This window comes from Candidatus Leptofilum sp., from assembly GCF_965223525.1.
GTDB lineage: Bacteria > Chloroflexota > Anaerolineae > Promineifilales > Promineifilaceae > Leptofilum.
Genome location: NZ_CBDCWX010000005.1, coordinates 355,689 through 377,495, shown reverse-complemented (window position 1 = coordinate 377,495; position 21,807 = coordinate 355,689). Strand labels below are relative to the sequence as shown.

The window sequence follows — 21,807 nt, the reverse complement described above, 5'->3', positions numbered from 1 at the left end:
CTATCCCAAGAAAAGGATTGCATATGGGTCAACAAATTATTGCCAAGCTCATCCCGCTGTTAGATAAAATAAATTGGCCAGCGACGGAGGCGGCCACGGAACAGGGGCGGCAATCTTTTTTGGTTGGCCTGGAAAAAGTGGATGCTTATGGCGGAAATCCCAACCAGCTTACGGCCGCTTTGAAAACATTTGTCACGGGTGGCTCACGGCCGTATGCGTATGCGGGCACGGCTTACACAGTGATCGCTGCCTCGCAGGAAAAAGATGGCAACTATACGCCGGATGGTTTGGCAGCGGCCAAAGCGTGGCTGGATAAGGCACAAGATTTAGAGCCAGATGTGGTTGAAATCAATATGCTGGAGCCGCTGCTTTATGTGCATAACGGCCGTCTTGAAGACGCTCGCCTCGTTTTAGATTACCTGCACGATTTGAGCCACGCCGATTACTATCTCTACCGCATTGAGGTGGACTATTGGCAAGCGATGGATGATTTGGAAAAAACGGTTGAATGGTTTGGCAAAACGGCCGATGTTGCTTCTACGGTGCCGCAGAGGTTAGCCATGCGCCGTCAGCTAGCCGATTTTTATTATGACCAAAAGATGTGGGAAGAAGCCAAAGTCGCTTATCGGGAAGCACTCCATTTTGACAATAGCAATCCGCTCATTTGGCACAAATTGAGCATTGTTCACTGGCAGTTGGAGGATGTGGATGAGGCAGACAAATGCAACCAGCAAACGTTGCGGCTGAAAGATTTCCCCGCTGCGCGGCAAATGGAAGCAAGAATTAAGGAGAAAAAGTCGGATGGGGGCCTGTTGGGGCGCTTGTTTGGTTAATTGCACCTTTATTTACAGGGCTTACGCAGAAAATAGTTTTTTGCCACGAATTTCGCGAATTGACGCGAATTCTTGTAAAAATTTGTGGAAATTCGCGGCAAGTAATCAAATAATTGCGAAGTCCTAATTTGTTAGTTTTGCGATGATGTCATCTAGAGTTAGATCGGCAACGGCCGTTTCCATCCCCTCCAACCAGGCATAAGGAAGTTCTGCTTTTAGCTCCTCAAGCAACCCCTGCCCCTTTTCCAATGTGACTGCCTCGGCCGTCTCTTGCTGAATAGCAAACGCAACCAGCTCCGCCGCTTTCTCAAAACGGCCGTAACTCATCTCTAATTCGGCAACATCAACCAGGGTGGCAACGGCTGACCAAGCAACACCCACCTCTTGCGCCATTTTCAGCGATTCGTAATAGTTACGTCCCGCCTCGCGTCGTTTTCCTAATTTGAACTGAATTGTCCCCATGAAAGAAAGCCCCCCGACCATGCCGCGCCGATGCCCGATTTTTTCATGGGCGGCGTATGCTTCCTGAATTGTTGCTAGTGCTTCTTCATATCTTTCTAGGTCTGCGTAGATCATGCCAATGTTGTGGGTTGTGGCTGCGATACCCCAGGCGTGATTGTTTTCGACGAATTTGTTACGCGCCAATTGGTATTGGTGCAACGCCTCTTCGAAATTGTCTTGCCGGTTGGCAATGATGGCAATGTTGTTGTGCAAAATGGCAATGCGCAGCGTATGGTTTAATGCTTTGGCAATGTCCATTGCCTGATCAAAATGATGTTGGGCCGTGTCATAATTTCCTGCCGAAACTTCCAGGTTGCCCAAGGTGTTTAAGATGGTCATTTCCACAATTTCATCGTCAGCTTCAGTTTTGCGACACAGTTGCAACGCTTCTTCCAAAATTGTTCGGGCGCGATCCCGCTCCCCTTGATCGGCAATTACATCGCCTAAATGTTTTAAGCAATTGAGACGGGCTGTGTTCAGACCAAGTTTTTGTGTTGATGTGTTGGCCTCAAGCAGCACTTTTTCCGCTTTGGCGTATTGGCCAGTTTGGTAGAGGTAAAAACCGAGTTCAACCTGCATTTTGGCGATGAGTTGTTCAGAAACGGCCGTTTCCTCCCATTCCTCAATTGCCAGCAATGCACTCTCAAATAAATCTGCCCCTTCTAAATACCGACTGCGATCTGTAAAAAAGCGGCTAATGCTTTCGATGACTTGATTGAGTAATGGTGCATTCATCTGCTGCAAGGACCACTGCCAGGCTGCGCGAATATTTTCTAGCTCTGTGTTGATCTCATCTAGCGCTTGCTGCGTGTCTTCACCCGCTAAAGTTGATTCACGGGAATGGACAAACTTCGCAAAATAGCTGGCATGCATTGCTTCTGTTTGCAGCTGCTCACCTGGTTGGCTGGCGAGCTTTTCTTGGGCAAATTGCAGCATGAGCGGGTGACGGCGAAACCGCTGATCGTCATCGAGCCGCAGAAAGGAGCGATCGACTAAGTTCATTAATTGCGGCAATGTTGCCTTTGCGATTTGTTGGGCGGCGGTTCGCGTTAACCCACCTCGGAAAACGGCCAGTTTGCGGAACAATGTTTGCTCATCTGTAGACAACATTTGCCAGGAAGATTCAATGACGGCGTGCAGGCTGCGGTGGCGTTCTGGCACATCGCGCAGCGTGGTCGCCAGCGCACTCAGTTCCCGCTTAATTTCAGCCACAATTTCGTTTACCGATAAAACGCGAATCCATGTTGCAGCTAATTCCAGCGCCAGCGGTAGCCCACCAACGAGTTGACACAGTTGGATTACGGCCGTTTCCTCCTTCTCCAGCTCAAACCCGGCACGAATCCGTTGGACTCGGTTTGAAAAGAGTTGAATTCCTGGGTAATCGGTGAGCCGTAATCCGTTATCCGATAACCGTTCACCGATTGTTGGAAATGGTAGCCCACCTAAAGTAAGCAGCCGCTCGGCTTGCAGGTTTAGCCGTTCACGACTGGTGGTGATGATACGTAGTTCGGGCGCATCGTGCGTGAGCTGGATGAGGAAATTGTGCAGCTCTGTGCTTAGCAAATGTTCCAAATTGTCGAGAATGAGCAGCATTTCGACGGGTTTGAGATGGTTGTGGAGCTGGGTGGCAATGGCTTCTTGGCCGGATAGGGTAAGACCAATGGTTTCGGAAACGGCCGTTATCATCTCACTAAAATTTGTCTGTGGCACCAACGATACCATCCACACGCCATCAGCAAATTGATTCACTTGCCCACGGGCCGCTTCCTGCGCCAGCCGCGTTTTACCCATGCCGCCTGGCCCAATGATGGTGAGCAGACGGTCGTTTGGCTCCGCCAACCAGTTCTCAATGTGCGCCAATTCGTTTTCGCGACCAATAAATTTAGTGGTTGGGGTGGGGAGATTGTGCGTGGGTGTGCTGCCTGCGGCAGCTTGGGTGACATTTTCTTGGTTCGTCACCTTGTCATCTCGGATCTCTTCAAAGAGCTGCTTCGTTTCCTCATCCGGTTCGACGCCTAGCTCCTCAGCCAAAATGGCGGTGCATTGGTCATATTGCGCCAGGGCGGCGGGGCGTTGGTTGTCGAGGGCGTAGAGCCGCATAAGCTGGCGATGAATCTCTTCTTGTAGGGGATCAAGCGCGAGGAGTTGTTGGGCAACCTGGATGCCTTCAGAAAATTGGCTGCGTTGTTGGTGAAAGCTGACTAAATTAGCCAGGGCATCGAGCATCATTTGGCGCAGGCGTTCTTGCTCCAGCAGCACCCACGCCTCAAACTCTGGCACGCCACGCACGTTGAACCCTGCCAGGAAGTCGCCTTTGTAATGGGAGACGGCCGTTTGCAACTGCGCGGCAATGGTTCGGCTGATTTTGTCTGCCTGCTGCTTCTGGGTAGCTGCAATCGCCTGCTCAAATGACACCACATCTAGCCAAAATGTTGCTTCGGTGTTGAAAGAAACCATGTGCCGGTCGGTGAGCAAAAAATCGTCTACCTGCTTCCGCAGGCTAGAGAGAATGACGCTGAGATTGGCCAGGGCGCGAGTTTGGTCGTTGTTGGGCCAGAAGAGGGTTGCTAATGTTTCGCGGGGGTGCGGACGTGGGTTACAGGCGAGGTAAATAAAAAGTGCATCGGCCTTGCGAGAAGCGAAGTTGGATACGGCCGTACCGTCTAACGCAATTTTCACTCCCCCTAGCAATGAGATTGTCAATCTAGGCATATTTATTTTCAGTTAAAAGAAAAATAAAGGATTCCTAAAGGGTGGCTTTTTAAACTACCAACAATTGATTCAACAAGCCATCGGATGCAAAGCGGTTTCATTATAACAGACGGTTCCACAAATGAAACGGGCCGACCCATCAGGCAAACAGTTTGTAACGATTCGTGACAAAAGGAGCATACACAATGCAAGTGACACAAACAGAAATACAAAAAGGTTTCGTTAAAGAGCATAGGGTGACGCGACCTGCGGCGCGGCTGGCTGGCTATACGGCGATTGGCGGCTGTATCACCATGATCATTGGCGCTGCGCTATGGGGTACAAGCGGCACAGATTTGTGGGCAGCCCTAGACAGTGGCGACATGGCTGGATATCTAGCGGCCGTTGCTGGCGTAAAGGGGCAGCTCGTGGCCAATCTCAGCATCTGGATAATCGGCGTACTCATTTTGGGCGTGGCGGGGAATGTGTTGGCTGGGCTCAGCCAACAGCGGCTCGGATTCAGCCAGGCAGCGCAGGTTTGCTATCAGGTAGCCGTTCCTTTGGTTATTGTTTCGTATATTGCCATGCTTTCGCTCGTTGTGCAGTTGGCGGGGGATACATCGGAAACGGCCGTAGCTATTGGCAATGTCTTGGGCTGGGTTGGTACACGCGCCGACGATCTGGCTACGGCACTCATCCTCGGGGCTGGTCCCCTTTTCATCACCCTGGCAAACCGTAGCAGTTGGATGCCAGTTTGGCTGATCCGATGGGGTTATCTATCTGGTTTGGTTGGGCTGTTCTCAGTTGCAGTCCATTATGTGGCCGGTATGGGGGCATTTGGCTTCCTCATTTTGCCCGTTGGGATGGGTTGGATGATAGCTACCGGGATTGTGTTGCTACGCGGTACACCAAACAAATGACAACAAATCTGGTGAGCTGAGAACCCAAAAATCAAGCAAGGGGAATTATGATGGCAAAACGCGAATACATGGCTTACCTGCTGCGGCTCTGGCGTGAAAAGCAAGACGGCTCTTGGCGCGGTTTGCTAGAAAACCCCAACAGTGGTGAACGGCTCGGTTTTGCCACGCTGGCAGATTTGGTTGCTCTGCTGGAAGACAAAACGGGTGAATCGGTGCAAGCATCAGAACAACAGCCTCACCCTGCTGAAGCCGAAACCCATCTATAAAGAAAGCAGTTGTGCGTCACGTTGTTGTCACGCGCAGATTTTAATTTCAGAAACGTAAAAATCATTCAAAACTTGGAGGAAAAATTATCATGAAAACTTTCGCAATTGTTCACAAAGGTTTAACCGCTTTTATTAGCCTAGGGGTTTTTGCCCAGATGTTCTTTGCCGGAATTTGGCACGCCGGTGTGGTGAGTACGCCCGATGCCCATGTTTTCTTTGGTTTGGCTTTGCTGCTGGCTTCGCTGTTGGCACTTATTGCAGCGGCCGTTGCCAAGCTACCAAAAGCAATTATTGGCCGCACGGCGCTGCTCTTCTTTCTCATTTTGTTACAGCCATTCCTTATGGAAGCCCGTCGTAATGGGTTGCCGTTTGTCTCTGCCTTCCACGCTTTGAATGCGCCGTTTATCGGCATCGTCGCTGGCATGGTGGCAACAATGTCTCGTGGAGTTGGCAATGATGAGGAAACGGCCGTTTCCATCGCTGCTGGTGATTAAATTTGGGGAGTAGAGGCAGGTCTCAGACCTGCCTCTACCAATTAGTAAGCAAGACTTAGTAAGCAAGACAAGGACGCATTGTTATGCAAGTTACAACAACTGTGCAGGAAAAAGAAAATAGCTGGCTGAATTATTTAGTGCTTTTGGGCGGAATTCTTGTGGGGATTGTGCTTTTTGGTTTGGTTATCGCCAGGATGGGATTGCTGAATGATTTGCTGGGAGGTCGTTCGGAAACGGCCGTTTCCCCCTCAGCCATCCACTACACCTCCGAAAATATGCGCTTTGGGCAAGATGTGCTGCGTGTACAGGCAGGCGAAGCCATCGCCTTTGCCCTGGACAACAAGGATACGTATGCTCACAGTTTTGATATTGATGAGCTGGATTGGCATGTGCATATGCCCGCGAATGAACAGGTGATGGCAGAATTTACGGCCGTACCCCCCGGTACTTATGCTGTTTACTGCGGTATTCCTGGCCACCGCGAAGCAGGCATGGTTGCCACGCTTATCGTGGAAGAGTAATTTGTAGGCATCAAACGGAGACAGTTGTTAACTGGTTAACCTGGCAATCATGTCACGTTTAATTTTCAATGACAGATCAAAATGGCATGATTGCTAGGTTCGTCAAACAATCTTGGAGAGTAGTGATATGAAACAACAACTGTCTACAAAAAATGTTCCCCACAGTGCCCTACACGTTTGGCTTATGAGCTTTATTTGTGTGGTAATAATGGTTTTTGCCCTGGCAACAGCCACCCGTCTGCCGCTTTATGTGGAAACGACCGATTATGTACGGCTCCTTGGCACGCTTTTGTTTAACGCCCTGGCGCTGGTTGGGCTAGCAGACAACATCCACACGCATTATCTGGTTTGGCAGCGGCGTCATCACGCTAAACACGCGAAGCTGGCTACCCAAATTTAAGCCAACTGAACGACCTGCTAAGGACGCTGGTGATATGTCATCAGCGTTTTTTTTGTTTCTTTATCCCGTCGGCTATAATGAATTCTGTTATGGATGTGCAATTTGCTGTTGCCAAAATTGGCAAATACGCCACCAGCGAAAGTGGTGATACGCTAGAAATGATTGAACGGCCGCATGGCGGACTCTCGTTTGTGCTGGTAGATGGGCAGCGTAGTGGCAAATCGGCCAAGGCAATTAGCAATTTGGTGGCACGCAAGGCAATCCAACTACTTAGTGAAGGCGTGCGGGACGGCGCGGCCGCTCGTGCCGCACATGACTACCTTTACACCTACCGCGGGGGCAAAGTTAGCGCAACGCTCAATATGCTCTCGGTGGATATGGAGACCAAAACCTTCGTCATCTCCCGCAACAATGAATCTCCAGTTGTTGTCTTTACGCAGCAAGATGGCCTTTATTTGCTCGATGAGCCCTCCCGCTGTGTAGGTATCTATCGTAATACCAAGCCAGTCATTACCGAGCTGCCCATTTTGCCAGGTACGATCATTGTGGTGTTCACCGATGGCCTGCGCCACGCGGGTAGCCTGAGCGGTAATGGCAACTATGACCCCGTCGCGGCCACCCGGCAAATGATTGGCACGGGCATTACCGAAGCACGAACCCTGGCCGATATGTTACTAGCTGAGGCAAACGAGAAGGACAACGGCCGTCCGCGTGACGACATTAGCGTATTAGTCGTTTCGGTACACGCCGCGCCGCAAAAAGATGGCGTGCGCCGGATGGATGTGTCTTTACCAATTTGAAGGAGATTGGAGATGAGAGACTGAAGATTGGTAATCTCTAATCTTCAGTCTCCAATCCCCTGGAAATTTATGCCAGATTCTGATTTGGTTGACAGTAAAACCCTGCGCGTTGCCGTGGTTGGCCCATGTTCTTCAGGCAAGAGTACCCTCACTACTGCACTCAAGGCGGCTGGTTACGAAGCGCGACACCCTGCTCAGGAGCATTCTTACGTCGCCAATATGTGGCAGCGCGTCACCCAGCCCGATCTGCTCATCTTCCTCGACGTGGATTACGCCAATGCACGCGCCCGCCGCCCCCACATTGATGGTGGCCCCCAGCGGCTAGTGCAGCAACATCATCTGCTGCGCCATGCCCGCAAGCACTGTGATTTTTATTTGGATACGAGTGGATTAACTGTGGAGGAGGTGAGAACGGCCGTTCTTACCTTCCTCGCAGATTTGTAAGCCATTCTAAATTGTCCCAGCCGCTGATTAAACGCTTGTGAGCAATTTCCCCCATTGCGTAAAACCGTGATTAAACTTAATCCGCCCCGAAAGATTCTCTACTTAGGGTTAAGCTGATTATCACCTTTGAAGTAGCCAAATTTTTGATAATCACTCATATCAAAAGGGGCTAGCTTATGAAGGTGACCGTTCCCCCACCTGCTACATTTAGACCATTTGAAAAAAAGAGCATAGAGCAATCCATTGCTGCTTGTTTTGAATCCCAAGTTCAGCAAACCCCAGGCCGCTTAGCTATTAAAACTGAAACGGCCGCGTTGACCTACCAGCAATTAAATGACCGAGCCAACCAGATCGCCCATACCATTTTGGAAAAAGCTGGAAGGGAGGGAAAAGTTGTCGCTTTACTGTTTGAGCCCACCATTGCTTTTGTAACCGCGCTATTTGGCGTGCTAAAGGCAGGCAAAGCATTTGTTCCCATAGACCCATCGTATCCCCAGGCCAGAGCATCATATTTATTGCAAGACTCTCTGGCTGAGTTGATTTTAACCAATCACAAAAACTTCCCTACAGCCCAAACCTATCAGACAGACAAAATCCAGATTATTAATGTAGAAGATGAGGTGCAAGGTAAATCAGCCAAAGATTTGAGCCTTCCCATCTCACCAGACGCGCCCGCCTATCTCATTTACACGTCAGGTTCTACAGGCAAGCCCAAAGGAGTTTTGCAAAATCAGCGAAACATTCTTCATTACGTGATGACCTACACCAATGCGACCAAAATTTGTATGGATGATCGGCTGTCTTTATTTGGCTCGCTAAGCCATGCGGCGGGTATCAGTGATATTTTCCGGGCGATGTTGAAAGGGGCAGCGATTTTTCCTTTTAACTTAAAACTGTTGGGATTAACACGATTAGAACGTTGGTTGATTGAGGAAGGCATAACGATTTTTCACTCCATCCCGACAGTTTTTCGGCATTTTGTGGACAATTTGGAGGGGGATGAAAATTTTCCGAAGATTCGCCTAATCCATTTAGGGGGCGAGGCAGTTTCTACTGCGGATGTTGAGCGATACAGAAAGCGATTTTCTGATAACTGCATTTTACTCAACAATTTAAGCTCAACAGAGGTTTCTATTTACCGTCAATTTTTTGTGAATAAACAGATTGAGCTAGAAACCAATGTTGTCCCTGTAGGCTACCCTGTTCAAGATAAAGAGATTATTTTGGTTGATGAAAACGACCGCACCGTCCCTCCATCCGAAGTAGGCGAAATTGTGGTCAAAAGCCCGTATCTTGCTGTGGCTTATTGGCAGCGGCCTGCTTTAACCAAGCAGGCATTCCCGCAAGTCGCTAACGAGCCTACGATGAGACTTTATCACACAGGAGATTTAGGCCGTTTGCAACCAGATGGTAGTTTAGTTTATTTAGGTCGCAAAGATTCACGGGTAAAAATTCGAGGCTTTCGCATTGAAATAGCGGAAGTTGAAGCGACTTTGGCTCAGTATAAATTGGTGAAGGAAACGGCCGTTATTACCCATACCCCAGCAGTTGGCGATAAACAACTCATTGCCTACGTCGTTCCCTATGCAGGCCAAAAGCCAACGACCGAAGCCCTCGTTCACTTTATGCGAACAGCGCTGCCTGAATATATGGTTCCCGCCCAATTTATCTTTTTAGACAAATTGCCCCAAAACGCAAACGGTAAAATAGACCGGCTGGCTCTGAGTAAACTGCCACTTGCCCAAACAGAGAAAAATGAGGCGTTTGCTGCCCCAACCACAGAGCATGAAGCGACCTTAGTAGCCATTTGGGAGGAGGTTCTCGGCGTAAAGCCCATTGGGATATACGACAATTTCTTCACGCTAGGCGGTCACTCATTGCTGGCTACGCTCGTGTTTGCCCAAATTGATAAACGAATCATGCAAGGCTTGCCTATTACCTTGCTGTTCCAATATCCAACGATTGCCCAGTTGGCTGAAGCTATCGAACGGCAACGGCCGTCTGATTCATGGTCGGCCCTTGTTCCAATTAAAGAAGGCGGCGGCCGCCCCCCATTTTATTGTGTACATGGCGGTGCTGGGCATGTCTTCAATCATCAAAAATTGGCCGACTATTTGGCCGATGACCAGCCCTTTTATGGCGTGCAGCCGCCTAACTGGACAGGGCATCGCGTGGAGTCACCCAGAGTTGAAGCGCTTGCTGAGCGGTATGTGGCGGAGATTCGGCAGTTCCAGCCAGAAGGTCCCTACTATTTAGGCGGTTTCTGTTATGGCGGCATGGTTGCCTATGAAATGGCTTGGCAGCTGCAAAAAGCTGGGCAGCAAGTGGCTCTACTGGCTCTCATCGAACCATCGCCACTAGACAGTAGAGAATCGTTGATGATCCAGCATCAGAATGGCGTTGGCCTACAGGTGGACAGTTTGCCAACGTTTGGCTTGGACAAAAACTTACCAAAATTGATTGTGGGCAAGGTGCGGCATATTGCCTTGCAATCACGCCAGCGGCTTGCTCGGCTTTATCAAATTGCTAAGAAGTCTGTTTTTAGCTTCTATCTTGCCAGTGGCGCACCCGTTTTGCGGCAGCATCGAGATTATTATTTAATGAAGTTTGTTACCCGCCAATCTCGCTTACGCTATCGGCCAAGTGGCACGTTTCAGGGCAAAATTGATATGTTTGTGGTTGAACGTAGCCGCCTCACAAATCAATCGTTAGGCTGGGACAAAGCAGCGGCTGAGGGAGTGTACCTCTGTCAGTTCTCCACAGATCATCTTGGGGTTCTGCAAGAGCCATATGTGCGGGAAGTCGCTGCGGCGTTGCAGAGGCGGCTTGACGAGGTGCAGCAAGAAGAACGGCCGTTCTCACCTTCCTCTTCCTCGCAGATTTGCAAGCATCTCTAAATTGGCCCAGCCATAAAGTAGTTCGGTCGTCTCGAAGCCGTCCCAATTGTACGGCCGTTCCTCAACATACTTTGCCCCCAGCCGCTCATAAAAAGCCACGTTTGGATTGATCTCCAAGACCCCCACCAGCATCGAATGGATTCCCTGCTTTTGGTAAAACGCAGCCCCCCGTTGCACCAACAGCCGCCCAATGCCGCGCTGCTGCCAATTGGGGTCTACGGCCATAGAGAGCAGTTCACTGCCAAACTCAGACTGGCGGCTGCCCGTGCCAAACATGGCGTAGCCCACAACCAACCCCGCTTCATATTCTGCCACCAGCAGCAGCCAGATGTGGCTGGTTTCATTTTCAACCAGGGTTTGCCGCCAGTTGCGGCTGCTCTCTTCCACCGGAAAATCCAGGCACTTCTCTGGAACCAACCCATCGAATGACGCTCGATTCCCAGCCACCAAACAGTGCGCCATCCTGTCCGCATCATCCGGCACGGCTCTCCGTATCTGAACTTTCTCCATATCAAGCCTCCAACGTAACAAATTCTGCTCACACACATTGTAACGGAGACTGCCAATCGTTGCTTAGGCGTAGGTTGCTGCCTTTAGCCACAGCTGTGTCCTGCTGCTACAATCCTGCTCATGATTTATGTGGATATTTCTGCGGCCGTTCACGCCAGAGCCGGCCTGGGACGGTACAGCGAAAAGCTGGCCCAGGCACTCATCGAAGCACAGCCAGAGCGGTTTGGACTTTTTTATAATCGGGGGCGGGACGGCCGTTTCCCACCATCACTTCCCACCCAAATCCCCCAAAAATCGGTACAGTGGGGGTACAAACCGTGGCGCATGGCCGTGCTGTTGGGGCAGATGGGTCGGTTAGGCTTTAACCGGCTAATTCCTAACGCAGAACTATTTCATGCAACAGAACATCTTTTATTGCCCTTGCGCGGCGTACCCACCGTCCTCACTATCCACGATCTAATTCCGCAGCTTTTTCCTGCCTACCACAAAAAGCTCAACTACTGGTATTTGAATGTGGCCATGCCCCTTTACTGCCGCCGCGCCGATGCCATCGTCGCCGTTTCGCAGGCAACCCGGCAAGACATCGTCACGCAATTTGGCATTGATCCGGCTAAGATTCATGTTGTGCACGAGGCACCGGCTTCCCATTTTCAACCTGTGTCCCCGGCCAGGGTAACCCAAATTAAGCAGACATACGATTTACCCGACCGGTACCTTGTTCACCTCAGCACCATCGAGCCACGCAAGAATCTCAATCGTTTGCTCGATGCCCTCAAGGCACTCCGCCAAACTCTTCCAAATCTCTCCCTCGTCCTGGCTGGGGGCAAGGGATGGCTCTATGATGACTTTTTCGCCAAAATTGAAACTGACGGTTTGCAAGATGCTGTAAAAGTGTTGGGCTGGGTACCAGATGAAGATTTGCCCGCCGTGCTTGCCGGAGCTGCTTTAGGCGTGCAACCGAGTTTGTATGAAGGATTTGGCTTACCCATTTTGGAGCAGATGGCTTCTGGGCAGGTCGTTGCTGCCAGCAACGCTGGGCCACATCCAGAAGTTGGGGGTAACGCGGCCGCTTATTTTGATCCGAGAAATGTGGAAAAGATGACGGCCGTAATCCACCGCCTGCTCACTGACAAAGAAGAGTATCAACATCGCCAGCAGCTTGGCCTGGCTCACGCACAAAAATTTAGCTGGGAACGCACAGCGCAAGAAACCATTGCCATCTATGACCAATTACTCAAAAAATAGGAGATTAGAGACCGGAGATTGGAGACTAAAAACGAATCTCCAGTCTCTAATCTCCAGTCTCTTTTTACTAATAACTCTCCTCACCCTCTACCTCCTCACCCTGGCACAATCCCCCGTGCTGGGCGACCCTAGTGAGTACACTTTTGTGGCTAACATGTTGGGCATTGCCCACCCGCCAGGCTATGCGTTTATCACGCTGTTGGGCAAGCTATTCCAGACAATTATTCCCATTGGCACGGTGGCCTGGCGGATGCATTTGCTTGCGGCCGTTTCTGCTTCGCTGGGTGCCTGGTTTGTCTTTGGCATCATTCGCACGGTGGCAAGAAAAGTTGACCTTCTTCAAGAAGGTCAACTTTTGGGGACGATGGCTGCGCTTTTTGGTGCTTTTGTGGTGGGAACGGCCGTAAACCACTGGCAGCACGCTATCCACGCCAACCCTCACATCCTCACCGCCACCTTTACCGCCGCCAATCTATTCTTTTTGACAAAATGGTGGGCAGAAAATGAAGGAGTGAAGGGGCGAAGGGCTAAAGAGGTGGATTCTCTCACCCCTTCAAACAAATGGCTCTGCGCCTTCTGCTTCTCCGCCGGACTAGGCGTGACGCACCACCCGCTCACCGTCTTTGGCTTTCCGGCGTATGCGTTATTTATTCTGAGCGTTTGGCTGACCAAAGAGTTTAGAGACTGGAGACTGGAGACTGGGAACACGTGCCTTAATCTCCAATCTGTAATTTCTAGCCTCCGCCGCATGGCGCTGCACAACTGGCAAACCGTTTTAAAAATGGTTGGATTTGCCCTGCTGGGGCTATCCGTCTGGCTCTACTTCCCTATTCGCAGCCCGATGGATCCCGGCTTTGGCCCCACCACTATGAACACGCTCAATGGCTTTCTGGATCACATTCTGGCACGTGGCCTTAGCGACTCGCTGCCCTATGTTAGCCTGGCCGACCAGCCCAACCGCGCCCGCGTTTTCTGGAGTCTGCTGCGTCTCCAGTTTAGCTGGCCTGTTATTTTGTTAGCACTGTTCGGCCTCCTCTGGCCCATTTTTGACAAGGTGAATGCGATTGCCAATCGCCGGAGACAAGGTAAAAAGGAAACGAGTACTCACCCCTTCACTTTGTCCCCCGGCCACCTTGTTACGCTCTTTGCCTTAACTTTCCTCGGCACCTATGCCTTCGTCATTAGCTTGCGGGCGCAGGACAGCATGGCGTATTTGGTTGGCCCATTTTTGATTGTCGGGCTGTTTGCGGGGCTGGGGTTGCTTTGGCTTTTAGTAATTGGGACGCGGATGAACGTGGATGGACGCGGGTTTTATTTTGCGCTGGCTTTTTTCTTTATTGCGGGGCCGATTTGGCAGGTGTGGCAAAATATGCCGCGCGTTTCGTTGCGGGATTATGATGAGGGGCAGACGGTAATTGAAGCAGTTGAGCATTGGGCCGATGGGCAGGAAAGTGGGGCGGTGCTATTGAGTGATTGGGAGCGAATGACGCCACTTTGGCATGAGCGTTATGTCAATGGAAATTGGCCGAATCCGGCAGTGGTTACGCCACAGTTGGTAGCGGCTGGTACGGCAAACCCGTGGTTGGATGCCATTTTTGCCAATTTGCCCGCTGGGCCAGTTTATTTAAGTAATTTTCGGCAGGGAGCTTTGGCGGGGACTGAGTTTCGGTTACGGCCGTCTAGCATCTTTTACCAAGTAGTAGAGCCTGGAGACACAACGGTGCCAGAGGGAATGATTGCGGTAACGGCCGTTGCCAACGACATCGAAATTGTAGCTTATGATTTGCCAGAACATCACGCCACGACTGGTGATTTTGTGCCCCTGACTTTGGCCATGCGTGCGCCTGCTGGCACGCAAGATTTTTACGTTCCCGTGCTGTACGTGGGCGATCTCCGCTATGAATTTACCACCGACAGCCATCTCATCACCCCAAACTGGTGGGAAAATGAGGTAATTGTGGAGCGTTTTGACTTTGCGCTGCCGCACGATTTAGCGGGTGGCGTTTATCCACTGCGGCTCAATATGAAAAACCTCAGCCAAAACGAGGAAATTCCACTTGACTTAGATTTGGGGCCGCTAAGCGTTAACGCCGTGGACGCTCCGCCCGAAACTGAGCATTTGCTGGCCAACTTCCGGCAGCGGGTGGGCTTGGTAAGTGCCTCTGCGCGTGTAAACGGAGACCGCGCCGCAGCCCCCTGGACAGTTGAAAACCTAAACACTGTCCAGCGTGGCGACATCGTGAACGTGACGCTGGAATGGGAGGCCCTGGCTAAAGCAGAAGAAAGTTACACCATTTTTGTCCATCTCATTGACAGCAACAATGTGCCGTACGTTTTTCTGGATTACACGCCGCTGGGTGGCTCTGCGCCGACCCATTTGTGGATTCCCAAATGGCTGCCCGGCCAACGCTTCATTGACCCGTACCGCCTGACGATTCCCCCCGACCTGCCGCCCGGCACCTACTTTATTGAGGTGGGATTGTATGAAATGGTAAGCGGCCGTCGCCTGCACATCTCTGACCACGAAGGCAACTTGAATGGTGACCGCTACATTTTGGGGCCAATAACCGTGCAGTAGCCGCGGATTCTTTCCGCGCAGAGAGGTTACAAGATTAGGACGCAAATTTACCTAATCGCCCTGATCTTTTTCACCAGGTGAATCTGCGTTTTGTTTTTTTTGATCAAAACGTGCGGTACTTGAAGGTGCCCCCCACAACCGTGCCGCTAATTTCCACATCCAGCAACTCATCCGGCGGGATGGTGAAGATGTCCCGGCTGAAAATAGTGAAATCGGCAAGTTTACCGCAGATAATGCTACCTTGCGTGGCTTCCTGCCCGCTGGTAATGGCGGCGGCGGTGGTGAAGGCGTGGATAGTTTCGGCCATGGTGAGCTTTTGTTCAGGGTGCCAGCCGTCTGGCCCAGGGCTGCCGTCGGGGCGTTGTCGGGTAACGGCCGCATGAATCCCTAACATCGGATCAATCTTCTCAATCGGCGCATCGGAGCCAAAAACAAGTGTGGCTCCGCTGTTGAGCATGATGCGCCAGGCGTAGCTATCTTTTGTGCGGCTGCCCCAATGGTGAACGGCCGTTTCCATGTCCGAAGTTGCGTGAATGGGCTGCATAGAGGCGATGACGTTGAGCTGTGCTAGTCGGGGCTGGTCGGCGGGGTGGATAAGTTGGACATGCTCAATGCGGTGACGTAATTTGTATTGCGTATTGCGTATTGTTTCTTCTTGGCGAACAGCTTCAAACACATCCAGCACGTCATGATTTGCCTTGTCGCCAATGGCGTGGACAGTGACGCTGAGGCCGTTGGCACTGGCGGTACTCGCCTTCTCCAGCATCTCTTCCTTGTCTGTGACGACGATGCCGTAATTGTCTGGTTCCCCTTCGTAGGGAGCAATCATGGCGGCAGTGCGGGGGCCGAGCGCGCCATCGGCAAATATTTTCACGCTGCCGATGCGTAGCCAGTCGTTACCGAAACCGCTGCGTAGCCCCACGCCAATGGCGTGTTCCAGCCGGTAGACCGGCACATTTTTCACCACGCGCAGGCCTAATTCCCCATTTTGCTGCAGGCTTTGCAGGGCGATGAAGCAGGCACGGCCGTCAAAATCATGCAGGCCGGTAAGCCCGACGCGCCAGCAATATTGTTGTGCTTCGCGCATGGCGTCGGCAATCTGGGCAGTGGTGGTAGCAGGGATGTGTTGGGTAACCAAATCCATTGCGTCTTCGAACAGGATGCCTGTTGGTTGGCTATTTTCATCGCGCTGAATTTGGCCGCCGGGTGGATCGGCCGTTTGGGCAGTGATGTTGGCCAGTTGCAGGGCGCAGCTGTTTACCCAGGCGGCGTGGCCGCTATGGTCGTGCAGGCAAATTGGCACATCGCTGCTGATGGCATCCAGGTGGGCGGCAGTAGGGAAGATGGTTTGTCCCCAATCGTTAACGCGCCAGCCTCTTCCCAGTAACCAGTAATCGGTATTCGGTGAACGGGGAACGGTAGAAAGTTTTTGGCGGATGCGCTGGAGGGCTTCGTCGAGGGTTTGGCTGCCGCGTAGGTCAACGCGCTGGAGGCTGAGAGCGAAATGTTGGAAGTGGACATGGGCATCTACCAAGCCGGGGGTGAGGCAACGGCCGTTCAAATTCACCAACTCTCCGTCAGCAGCCAGCAGGGACTTTATTTCATTATCAGAACCAATTGCCAGCACTTTTCCATCACGGATGGCAACGGCCGTTGCCGTGGGCTGTTGGGGGTTTAGGGTGTGGATACGGCCGTTATACAAAATCATCGTCGCGCTCATAAAAGCCTCCTGCTAAAACCAGATTGATTCCCAGGATCGTATCACAAGCAATGTGGTGTACAAATCAATTCGCGCTTGATTAGGGATTTTTATTCGATTAAAATGGCAGAAATTCCAGTCAACCAAGTCATCAAGGGGGCTTATTTTGGAAATCACAACACATCACTCGCGCCTCGAACATCTTTATTTGCAACTTTACCTCATCCCACGGTCAAAAGCTGTATGGGTAATGGGTTTTATAATTTGGGCAACCCTGTTTTTCCCAGCATATTTTAGTCGTGAACAATCTGGAGATGTGGTCTGTACTTTTTGTACGATACTTACAGGCTTCATTGTTGCTTCTATTGGGACAACGCTTATCATGTTAGCTCTTTGCTTATTTGGCCTTGTGGTCTCGGTATTCTCAGTTGGTTACTTGCCAGGTGTTTTAGGAGAACATAAATTTGTTCTTAAAGAGGATGGTTTGTTTGAAGCAACTGAGGCCAATGAGACCTTGACAAAATGGAAGGGAATAAGATCAATAAAGCATTACAAAAAATATCTTATGATTTGGATAGGCACAGGCTTTTATTCCATTCCAAAGAAATTTTTTGACAGTCAGGAGCAATACGAGGCGTTCGGCTCGCAGCTTTATGAGCGTTGGGAAGCCAATAAGTAATGTTCGGTTTGCAACGGCCGTTCACAATTCCCGTATAGTGTACTGTTAACGGTGATTAGTAAAGGACAAGCTCATGTTGCACAACTTTAGAAGTTTAAGCCCCGCTGGACGAGCCGTTGTCGCTGTTTTCATCGCACAACTGCTAATTGCAGGATTATTGGCATTTGCTTTGCTCTAAAAGCAAACATTTCAGGTAACAATCACACCCCTTCAACCTGAAAATGGTGAAGGGGTGTTTTATTTTGGGAGGAAATCATGTCCCGTTTTCGCAAAGTTATTCGCGTTGTGTGGCCGCTGGCTGGATTATCGTTTACGGCGTGGCTATGGCTATCGTTTCAGGCGCAAAATCTCCCAGATGGGGTGATGGATTCCGATACGGCCGTTGCCATCATCGAAGTCAACACGCACATCATTTTCCAGCCGACTAGCAATCAAGCCGCTACTGGCGTGCTCTTCTACCCCGGCGCGATGGTGGAACCGATTGCATACGCCCCACTTGCACGCAACTTGGCAGAAGCAGGCTATCTTGTTGTCATCGTCAAACTGCCTTGGCGCAACGCCCCGTTCGCCAGCCACGAAGAACAGCTTTGGCAAACCAGCCAGGAAATCATGGCGACAAATGATGCTGTGCAACAATGAGTGTTGGCGGGCCATTCGCGCGGGGCAGCCATTGCCTCCCGCACCATTTTGGCGCATGAAACCACGTTCACGGGGGCAATCCTCATTGGCACTAGCCATCCCAAAGAGGCGGTAAACAGCTTGGCTCATGCTCAAATTCCCATCACCAAAATTTATGCCACCGAGGATGGGTTGGCCAGCGTTGCAGAAGTAAGTGCAAACCGAATATTTTTACCGGAACAGACTAGCTATGTGGAAATTGTGGGGGGAAATCACGCGCAGTTTGGCTATTATGGCACGCAACTAGGGGATGGGAGCGCAACAATAAGCCGGGAACAGCAACAAATGGAAACGGCCATTGCCGTTCTCGGTGCCTTAAATGAAATTAGCCCTTAAGAAAAATGCTCACTTCAATCATTTGAAGCGAGCCAATTCAGAATTATTTTGCGCCTCTGAGGCAGTTTTGGGCTGCATTCTCACTGGCGTTTTCAGAATAACTAGCACTAAAAGCGGTACCGCTGCCATACCTAACAAAAATGAAATGATAACCAACGAAACAAGTAAACCGATTGGGACAAACATCTGATACTACCTCCAACTGAACTTGCAAAAATTATAGTACCCCTGTAATGGCTTATGTAAGCGTAAGACAAGAATATAGTAGAAACGGCCGTATCCTCAGTAAATAGAGTGTGAAACCATTGTGAACAGCCCGTAAAGAGCCGGATCGCGTCACACAATTAGTCAGATTTTGTAGCTATAATGCTGCACAGTAAACATTAAATTATTACGTATTGGCAAACCCATGAACCCACCAAATTTCAAACAAGAAGCAGAACTTATTTTTGACGAGCTTGTCGCCACTCGGCGCGACTTTCACAAACATCCTGAGCTTGGGTTTGAAGAAACCCGCACCGCTGGCATCGTTGCCGAGCGGCTCAACGAGTACGGTTTTGAGGTACAGCCCGGCGTGGGACAAACCGGGGTAGTTGGCCTTTTGGAAGGGCCTAAAGCTGGCCCCACCGTTTTGCTTCGGTTTGATATGGATGGTCTGCCCATCCAGGAAGAAACGGGGCTTCCCTTTGCATCGCAAAATCCAGGCGTTATGCACGCCTGTGGGCATGACGGACACACGGCGATGGGGCTGGGGCTGGCCAAAATCATGTCCCGCTACCAAGAAGAGATGGCAGGTACGCTCAAATTTGTCTTCCAGCCTGGTGAAGAAGGGTTAGGCGGTGCCATCGCCATGATTGCCGATGGCGTGCTAGACACCCCCAAACCAGATGTGGCTTTAGCGATGCACTTGTGGACGCCCGAACCGTATGGCAAAGTGCGCGTCATCAATGGGCCGTGCATGTCTTCATCCAGCGTGTTTACCCTGACGGTACAGGGCAAAGGTGGGCATGGCGCAGCACCCCATTTGGCAATTGATCCCGTTTTGGCTGCGGCGCACATCGTGGCTGCCCTGCAAAGCATTGTCAGCCGCAACGTCAACCCGCAAGACAGCGTTGTCGTCTCCATTGGGCAACTTTCGGCGGGTACAACTTTTAATGTCATCCCCGACAAAGCAATTTTGAAAGGAACCGTGCGTAGCTATAATAACGACCTGCACCGTATGATTTACCGTCGCATTTTGGAGATGGCTACCAGTATGGCCGAAGCACTGAACTGTACTGCCACCATGGAAACCATCGCCATCGTTCAAGCCGTGGTGAATGCACCTGAGCCAACGGCCGTTGTTTACCAGGCCGCTTCCAAAGTGATGGGGGCAGAAAATATCGTCGCTAAGCGCACGATGGCCTCCGAAGATATGGGCTTTATTCTGGATGAAGTTCCCGGCTGTTACTTTTTCATCGGTGCCAGTAACGAAGAAGCAGGTATCAATTTCCCCCACCACCATCCCCGCTTCACTTTTGATGAGCGCGCCATGATTGACGGCGTCGCCGTCATGGGCGAAGCCGCTGCCAACTACGTCATGCCCAACGGGCATAGTAACGGTCATCGCTAAGTGCCCATTCGCAAATAAAATGTGGAACTGGCGAATGGGCTTAAAGTAGCTGTTCGGATTTAACTTAGCGGTTTTGGAACCGAACGGCTACTAAGAAAGCCATAAAGTATTAGAGAAAATAAAGACCCCTCAGCCAGGGCTGCAAAGTATCCATGTGATACAATGCAGCCCTTATTTTTGCATGGAAATCGGCAACCCCCGCAGGTTTGTTCCCGAACACAGTTTGCGGGTGGAACCTGCAGGAGGTTTATTTGCAAGGGAGTTGAAATGAAAGTTGTGGTTTTGGCGGGTGGCGTCGGCGGAGCCAAGCTGGCCGACGGCATTGCTCGCACTTTGCCCTCGGAAGATGTAACTATCATTGTCAATACCGGGGATGATTTTGAGCATTTGGGGCTGACTATTTGCCCTGATTTGGACACGGTGATGTACCGATTGGCGGGTGTAGCCAATGATGAAACTGGCTGGGGGCGGGCAGGCGAATCATGGCGCACCATTGGCGAAGTGGCGGCACTGGGCGGGCCAGATTGGTTCAAGCTAGGTGATTTGGATTTGGCAACACACCTGACCCGGACGCATTTATTGGGGGAGGGGGAGTCGCTAACGGCCGTTACCCACCATCTCTGCCAAAAACTAGGTATCCAGGTAAGCGTCTTGCCCATGAGCAACCAGCCTGCCCCTACAAAAATCCAAAGCGGCGAGACGCTTTACGACTTCCAAACCTGGTTTGTGCAAGAAAAGTGGCAGCCACCCGTTACCCAAGTGGTGCTACCAGAAGATGTCCGCGCCACCCGCTCCGTCATTCGCGCTTTTGAAACGGCCGATCTCGTTCTCATCGCCCCGTCCAACCCATTTGTGAGCATTGACCCCATTTTGAACGTTTACCCAATTACTGCGCTGCTAGAAGATTTACCCAAAGCGGTTATTGCTGTAAGTCCCATTGTGGGCGGGCAGGCGGTAAAAGGCCCCGCCGCCAAAATGATGCAGGAGCTGGGGCTGCCGCATACCAGCCGCACTGTCGCCGAATATTATGGCGAGCGGATTGATGGCTTTGTGTACGATGTGCAGGATGCGGGGAGCTGTGATGATTTGGGAGTGGAAACGTGTTGCCTGAACACAATGATGCATAATCAGGCAGATCGTTTGCGCCTCGCCCAAGAAATTTTAGCGTTTGCGCGAGATATGCTCGAGCATTAAATTTCTGATGAGGTATCGTCTGCCTGATCGGCTTTGCTCTTTTGAGATTGGGAGAGTGCTGTGCCTACGCCAGCGCCAAGTGCCAGGCCGATAGCAATGCCAACACCAACATTGCCAATAGCTGCGCCAATGCCAGCACCCAAAGCAATGCCAACACCGATGCCAATACCAAGTCTTTTGCCTACTTTGTCCTGATTTTCTTGCTTCATTTCAATGTCTCCAAAAAGTGCCAGGAAGAAAGCTAACTTTCCTCCTGAGATGTAAAAGCCAGCCCCAAGGCTGTGCCAATGGCAACGCCTGAACCAATACCCATTGTTAAGTTTTTCATCGTGATGCCAATGACAACACCCAAGGCAATGCCAATGCCGATACCAATCACAAGCGGTGATGGGCGACTTTTCTTTGTTGGCTCGTGTTTCTTTGGTTTCATAATCCCTCCACGCACGGTTCAACTTCAGATTTCGCTACCTTTCCATACGTGGCAACGGCCGTATCCGTTGCACAAATCA

At 51.0% G+C, this 21,807-nt stretch carries 19 protein-coding genes and 1 pseudogene; 15 read left to right on the top strand and 5 right to left on the bottom strand.

Annotated elements, in window-relative coordinates; genetic code table 11:
• Window positions 1-23: 23 nt before the first annotated feature.
• Window positions 24-833, top strand: a complete 810-nt coding sequence (locus ACOQPM_RS07140; protein ID WP_420628556.1) for a tetratricopeptide repeat protein — start codon at window positions 24-26, stop codon at window positions 831-833.
• Between the two features lie 123 nt (window positions 834-956).
• On the opposite strand, the gene ACOQPM_RS07135 is transcribed toward ACOQPM_RS07140, so the two are convergent.
• A complete protein-coding gene (locus tag ACOQPM_RS07135; protein ID WP_420628555.1) occupies window positions 957-4,046 on the bottom strand; it encodes an AfsR/SARP family transcriptional regulator in 3,090 nt (1,029 codons plus the stop codon).
• Window positions 4,047-4,231: 185 nt separating this feature from the next.
• Here ACOQPM_RS07135 and ACOQPM_RS07130 point away from each other — a divergent pair, with 185 nt between their 5' ends.
• From ACOQPM_RS07130 to ACOQPM_RS07095, 8 genes are all read left to right on the top strand, one after another.
• A complete protein-coding gene (locus tag ACOQPM_RS07130; protein WP_420628554.1) occupies window positions 4,232-4,945 on the top strand; it encodes a hypothetical protein in 714 nt (237 codons plus the stop codon).
• Window positions 4,946-4,992: 47 nt separating this feature from the next.
• On the top strand, window positions 4,993-5,211 hold the full coding sequence (locus ACOQPM_RS07125; protein WP_420628553.1) for a hypothetical protein: 219 nt from the start codon (window positions 4,993-4,995) through the stop codon (window positions 5,209-5,211).
• Between the two features lie 89 nt (window positions 5,212-5,300).
• Window positions 5,301-5,705: a hypothetical protein gene (locus ACOQPM_RS07120; RefSeq protein WP_420628552.1), complete on the top strand. Its 405-nt coding sequence runs from the start codon at window positions 5,301-5,303 to the stop codon at window positions 5,703-5,705.
• Window positions 5,706-5,788: 83 nt separating this feature from the next.
• A complete protein-coding gene (locus ACOQPM_RS07115) occupies window positions 5,789-6,226 on the top strand; it encodes a cupredoxin domain-containing protein (RefSeq protein ID WP_420628551.1) in 438 nt (145 codons plus the stop codon).
• A gap of 127 nt (window positions 6,227-6,353) precedes the next feature.
• Entirely contained in the window at window positions 6,354-6,626 is a 273-nt protein-coding gene (locus ACOQPM_RS07110) for a hypothetical protein (RefSeq protein WP_420628550.1), read from the top strand.
• Between the two features lie 89 nt (window positions 6,627-6,715).
• A complete protein-coding gene (locus ACOQPM_RS07105; protein ID WP_420628549.1) occupies window positions 6,716-7,426 on the top strand; it encodes a SpoIIE family protein phosphatase in 711 nt (236 codons plus the stop codon).
• A 69-nt stretch (window positions 7,427-7,495) separates the two neighbouring features.
• Window positions 7,496-7,870 (top strand): hypothetical protein, encoded by a 375-nt coding sequence (locus ACOQPM_RS07100; RefSeq protein ID WP_420628548.1) that lies wholly within the window; start codon window positions 7,496-7,498, stop codon window positions 7,868-7,870.
• A gap of 176 nt (window positions 7,871-8,046) precedes the next feature.
• Window positions 8,047-10,767: an amino acid adenylation domain-containing protein gene (locus tag ACOQPM_RS07095; protein WP_420628547.1), complete on the top strand. Its 2,721-nt coding sequence runs from the start codon at window positions 8,047-8,049 to the stop codon at window positions 10,765-10,767.
• On the opposite strand, the gene ACOQPM_RS07090 is transcribed toward ACOQPM_RS07095, so the two are convergent.
• A complete protein-coding gene (locus tag ACOQPM_RS07090) occupies window positions 10,729-11,277 on the bottom strand; it encodes a GNAT family N-acetyltransferase (RefSeq protein ID WP_420628546.1) in 549 nt (182 codons plus the stop codon). The genes ACOQPM_RS07095 and ACOQPM_RS07090 overlap by 39 nt on opposite strands.
• 120 nt (window positions 11,278-11,397) lie before the next feature.
• Between ACOQPM_RS07090 and ACOQPM_RS07085 the strand changes: the two genes are divergently transcribed.
• Both ACOQPM_RS07085 and ACOQPM_RS07080 read left to right on the top strand, forming a co-directional pair.
• The gene (locus tag ACOQPM_RS07085; protein ID WP_420628545.1) at window positions 11,398-12,522 is read left to right on the top strand and encodes a glycosyltransferase family 4 protein; all 1,125 of its coding nucleotides are present in this window, start codon (window positions 11,398-11,400) and stop codon (window positions 12,520-12,522) included.
• A complete protein-coding gene (locus tag ACOQPM_RS07080) occupies window positions 12,500-15,100 on the top strand; it encodes a protein O-mannosyl-transferase family (protein WP_420628544.1) in 2,601 nt (866 codons plus the stop codon). Before ACOQPM_RS07085 ends, ACOQPM_RS07080 begins: the two co-directional genes overlap by 23 nt.
• 103 nt (window positions 15,101-15,203) lie before the next feature.
• Here the strand turns inward: ACOQPM_RS07080 and ACOQPM_RS07075 are convergent, their stop codons facing one another.
• Window positions 15,204-16,820 carry an amidohydrolase gene (locus tag ACOQPM_RS07075; protein WP_420628543.1) on the bottom strand — a complete coding sequence of 539 codons (1,617 nt, stop codon included), beginning with the start codon at window positions 16,818-16,820 and terminating at the stop codon, window positions 15,204-15,206.
• A gap of 145 nt (window positions 16,821-16,965) precedes the next feature.
• Here ACOQPM_RS07075 and ACOQPM_RS07070 point away from each other — a divergent pair, with 145 nt between their 5' ends.
• The 4 genes and pseudogenes from ACOQPM_RS07070 (at window position 16,966) to cofD (ending at window position 21,298) form a co-directional block, all read left to right on the top strand.
• Entirely contained in the window at window positions 16,966-17,478 is a 513-nt protein-coding gene (locus ACOQPM_RS07070) for a YcxB family protein (RefSeq protein ID WP_420628542.1), read from the top strand.
• 255 nt (window positions 17,479-17,733) lie between these two features.
• Window positions 17,734-18,492, top strand: a pseudogene (locus tag ACOQPM_RS07065) (alpha/beta hydrolase).
• 409 nt (window positions 18,493-18,901) lie between these two features.
• Window positions 18,902-20,104, top strand: coding sequence for a M20 metallopeptidase family protein (locus ACOQPM_RS07060; RefSeq protein WP_420628541.1), 1,203 nt, complete (start codon window positions 18,902-18,904; stop codon window positions 20,102-20,104).
• Window positions 20,105-20,371: 267 nt separating this feature from the next.
• Complete coding sequence (cofD, locus tag ACOQPM_RS07055; RefSeq protein WP_420628540.1) at window positions 20,372-21,298, top strand: 2-phospho-L-lactate transferase; 927 nt, start codon at window positions 20,372-20,374, stop codon at window positions 21,296-21,298.
• On the opposite strand, the gene ACOQPM_RS07050 is transcribed toward cofD, so the two are convergent.
• Window positions 21,295-21,507 (bottom strand): hypothetical protein, encoded by a 213-nt coding sequence (locus tag ACOQPM_RS07050; protein ID WP_420628539.1) that lies wholly within the window; start codon window positions 21,505-21,507, stop codon window positions 21,295-21,297. The two genes, cofD and ACOQPM_RS07050, sit on opposite strands and share 4 nt — an antisense overlap.
• Window positions 21,508-21,539: 32 nt before the next feature.
• Window positions 21,540-21,728, bottom strand: coding sequence for a hypothetical protein (locus ACOQPM_RS07045; RefSeq protein ID WP_420628538.1), 189 nt, complete (start codon window positions 21,726-21,728; stop codon window positions 21,540-21,542).
• Between the last annotated feature and the right edge of the window lie 79 nt (window positions 21,729-21,807).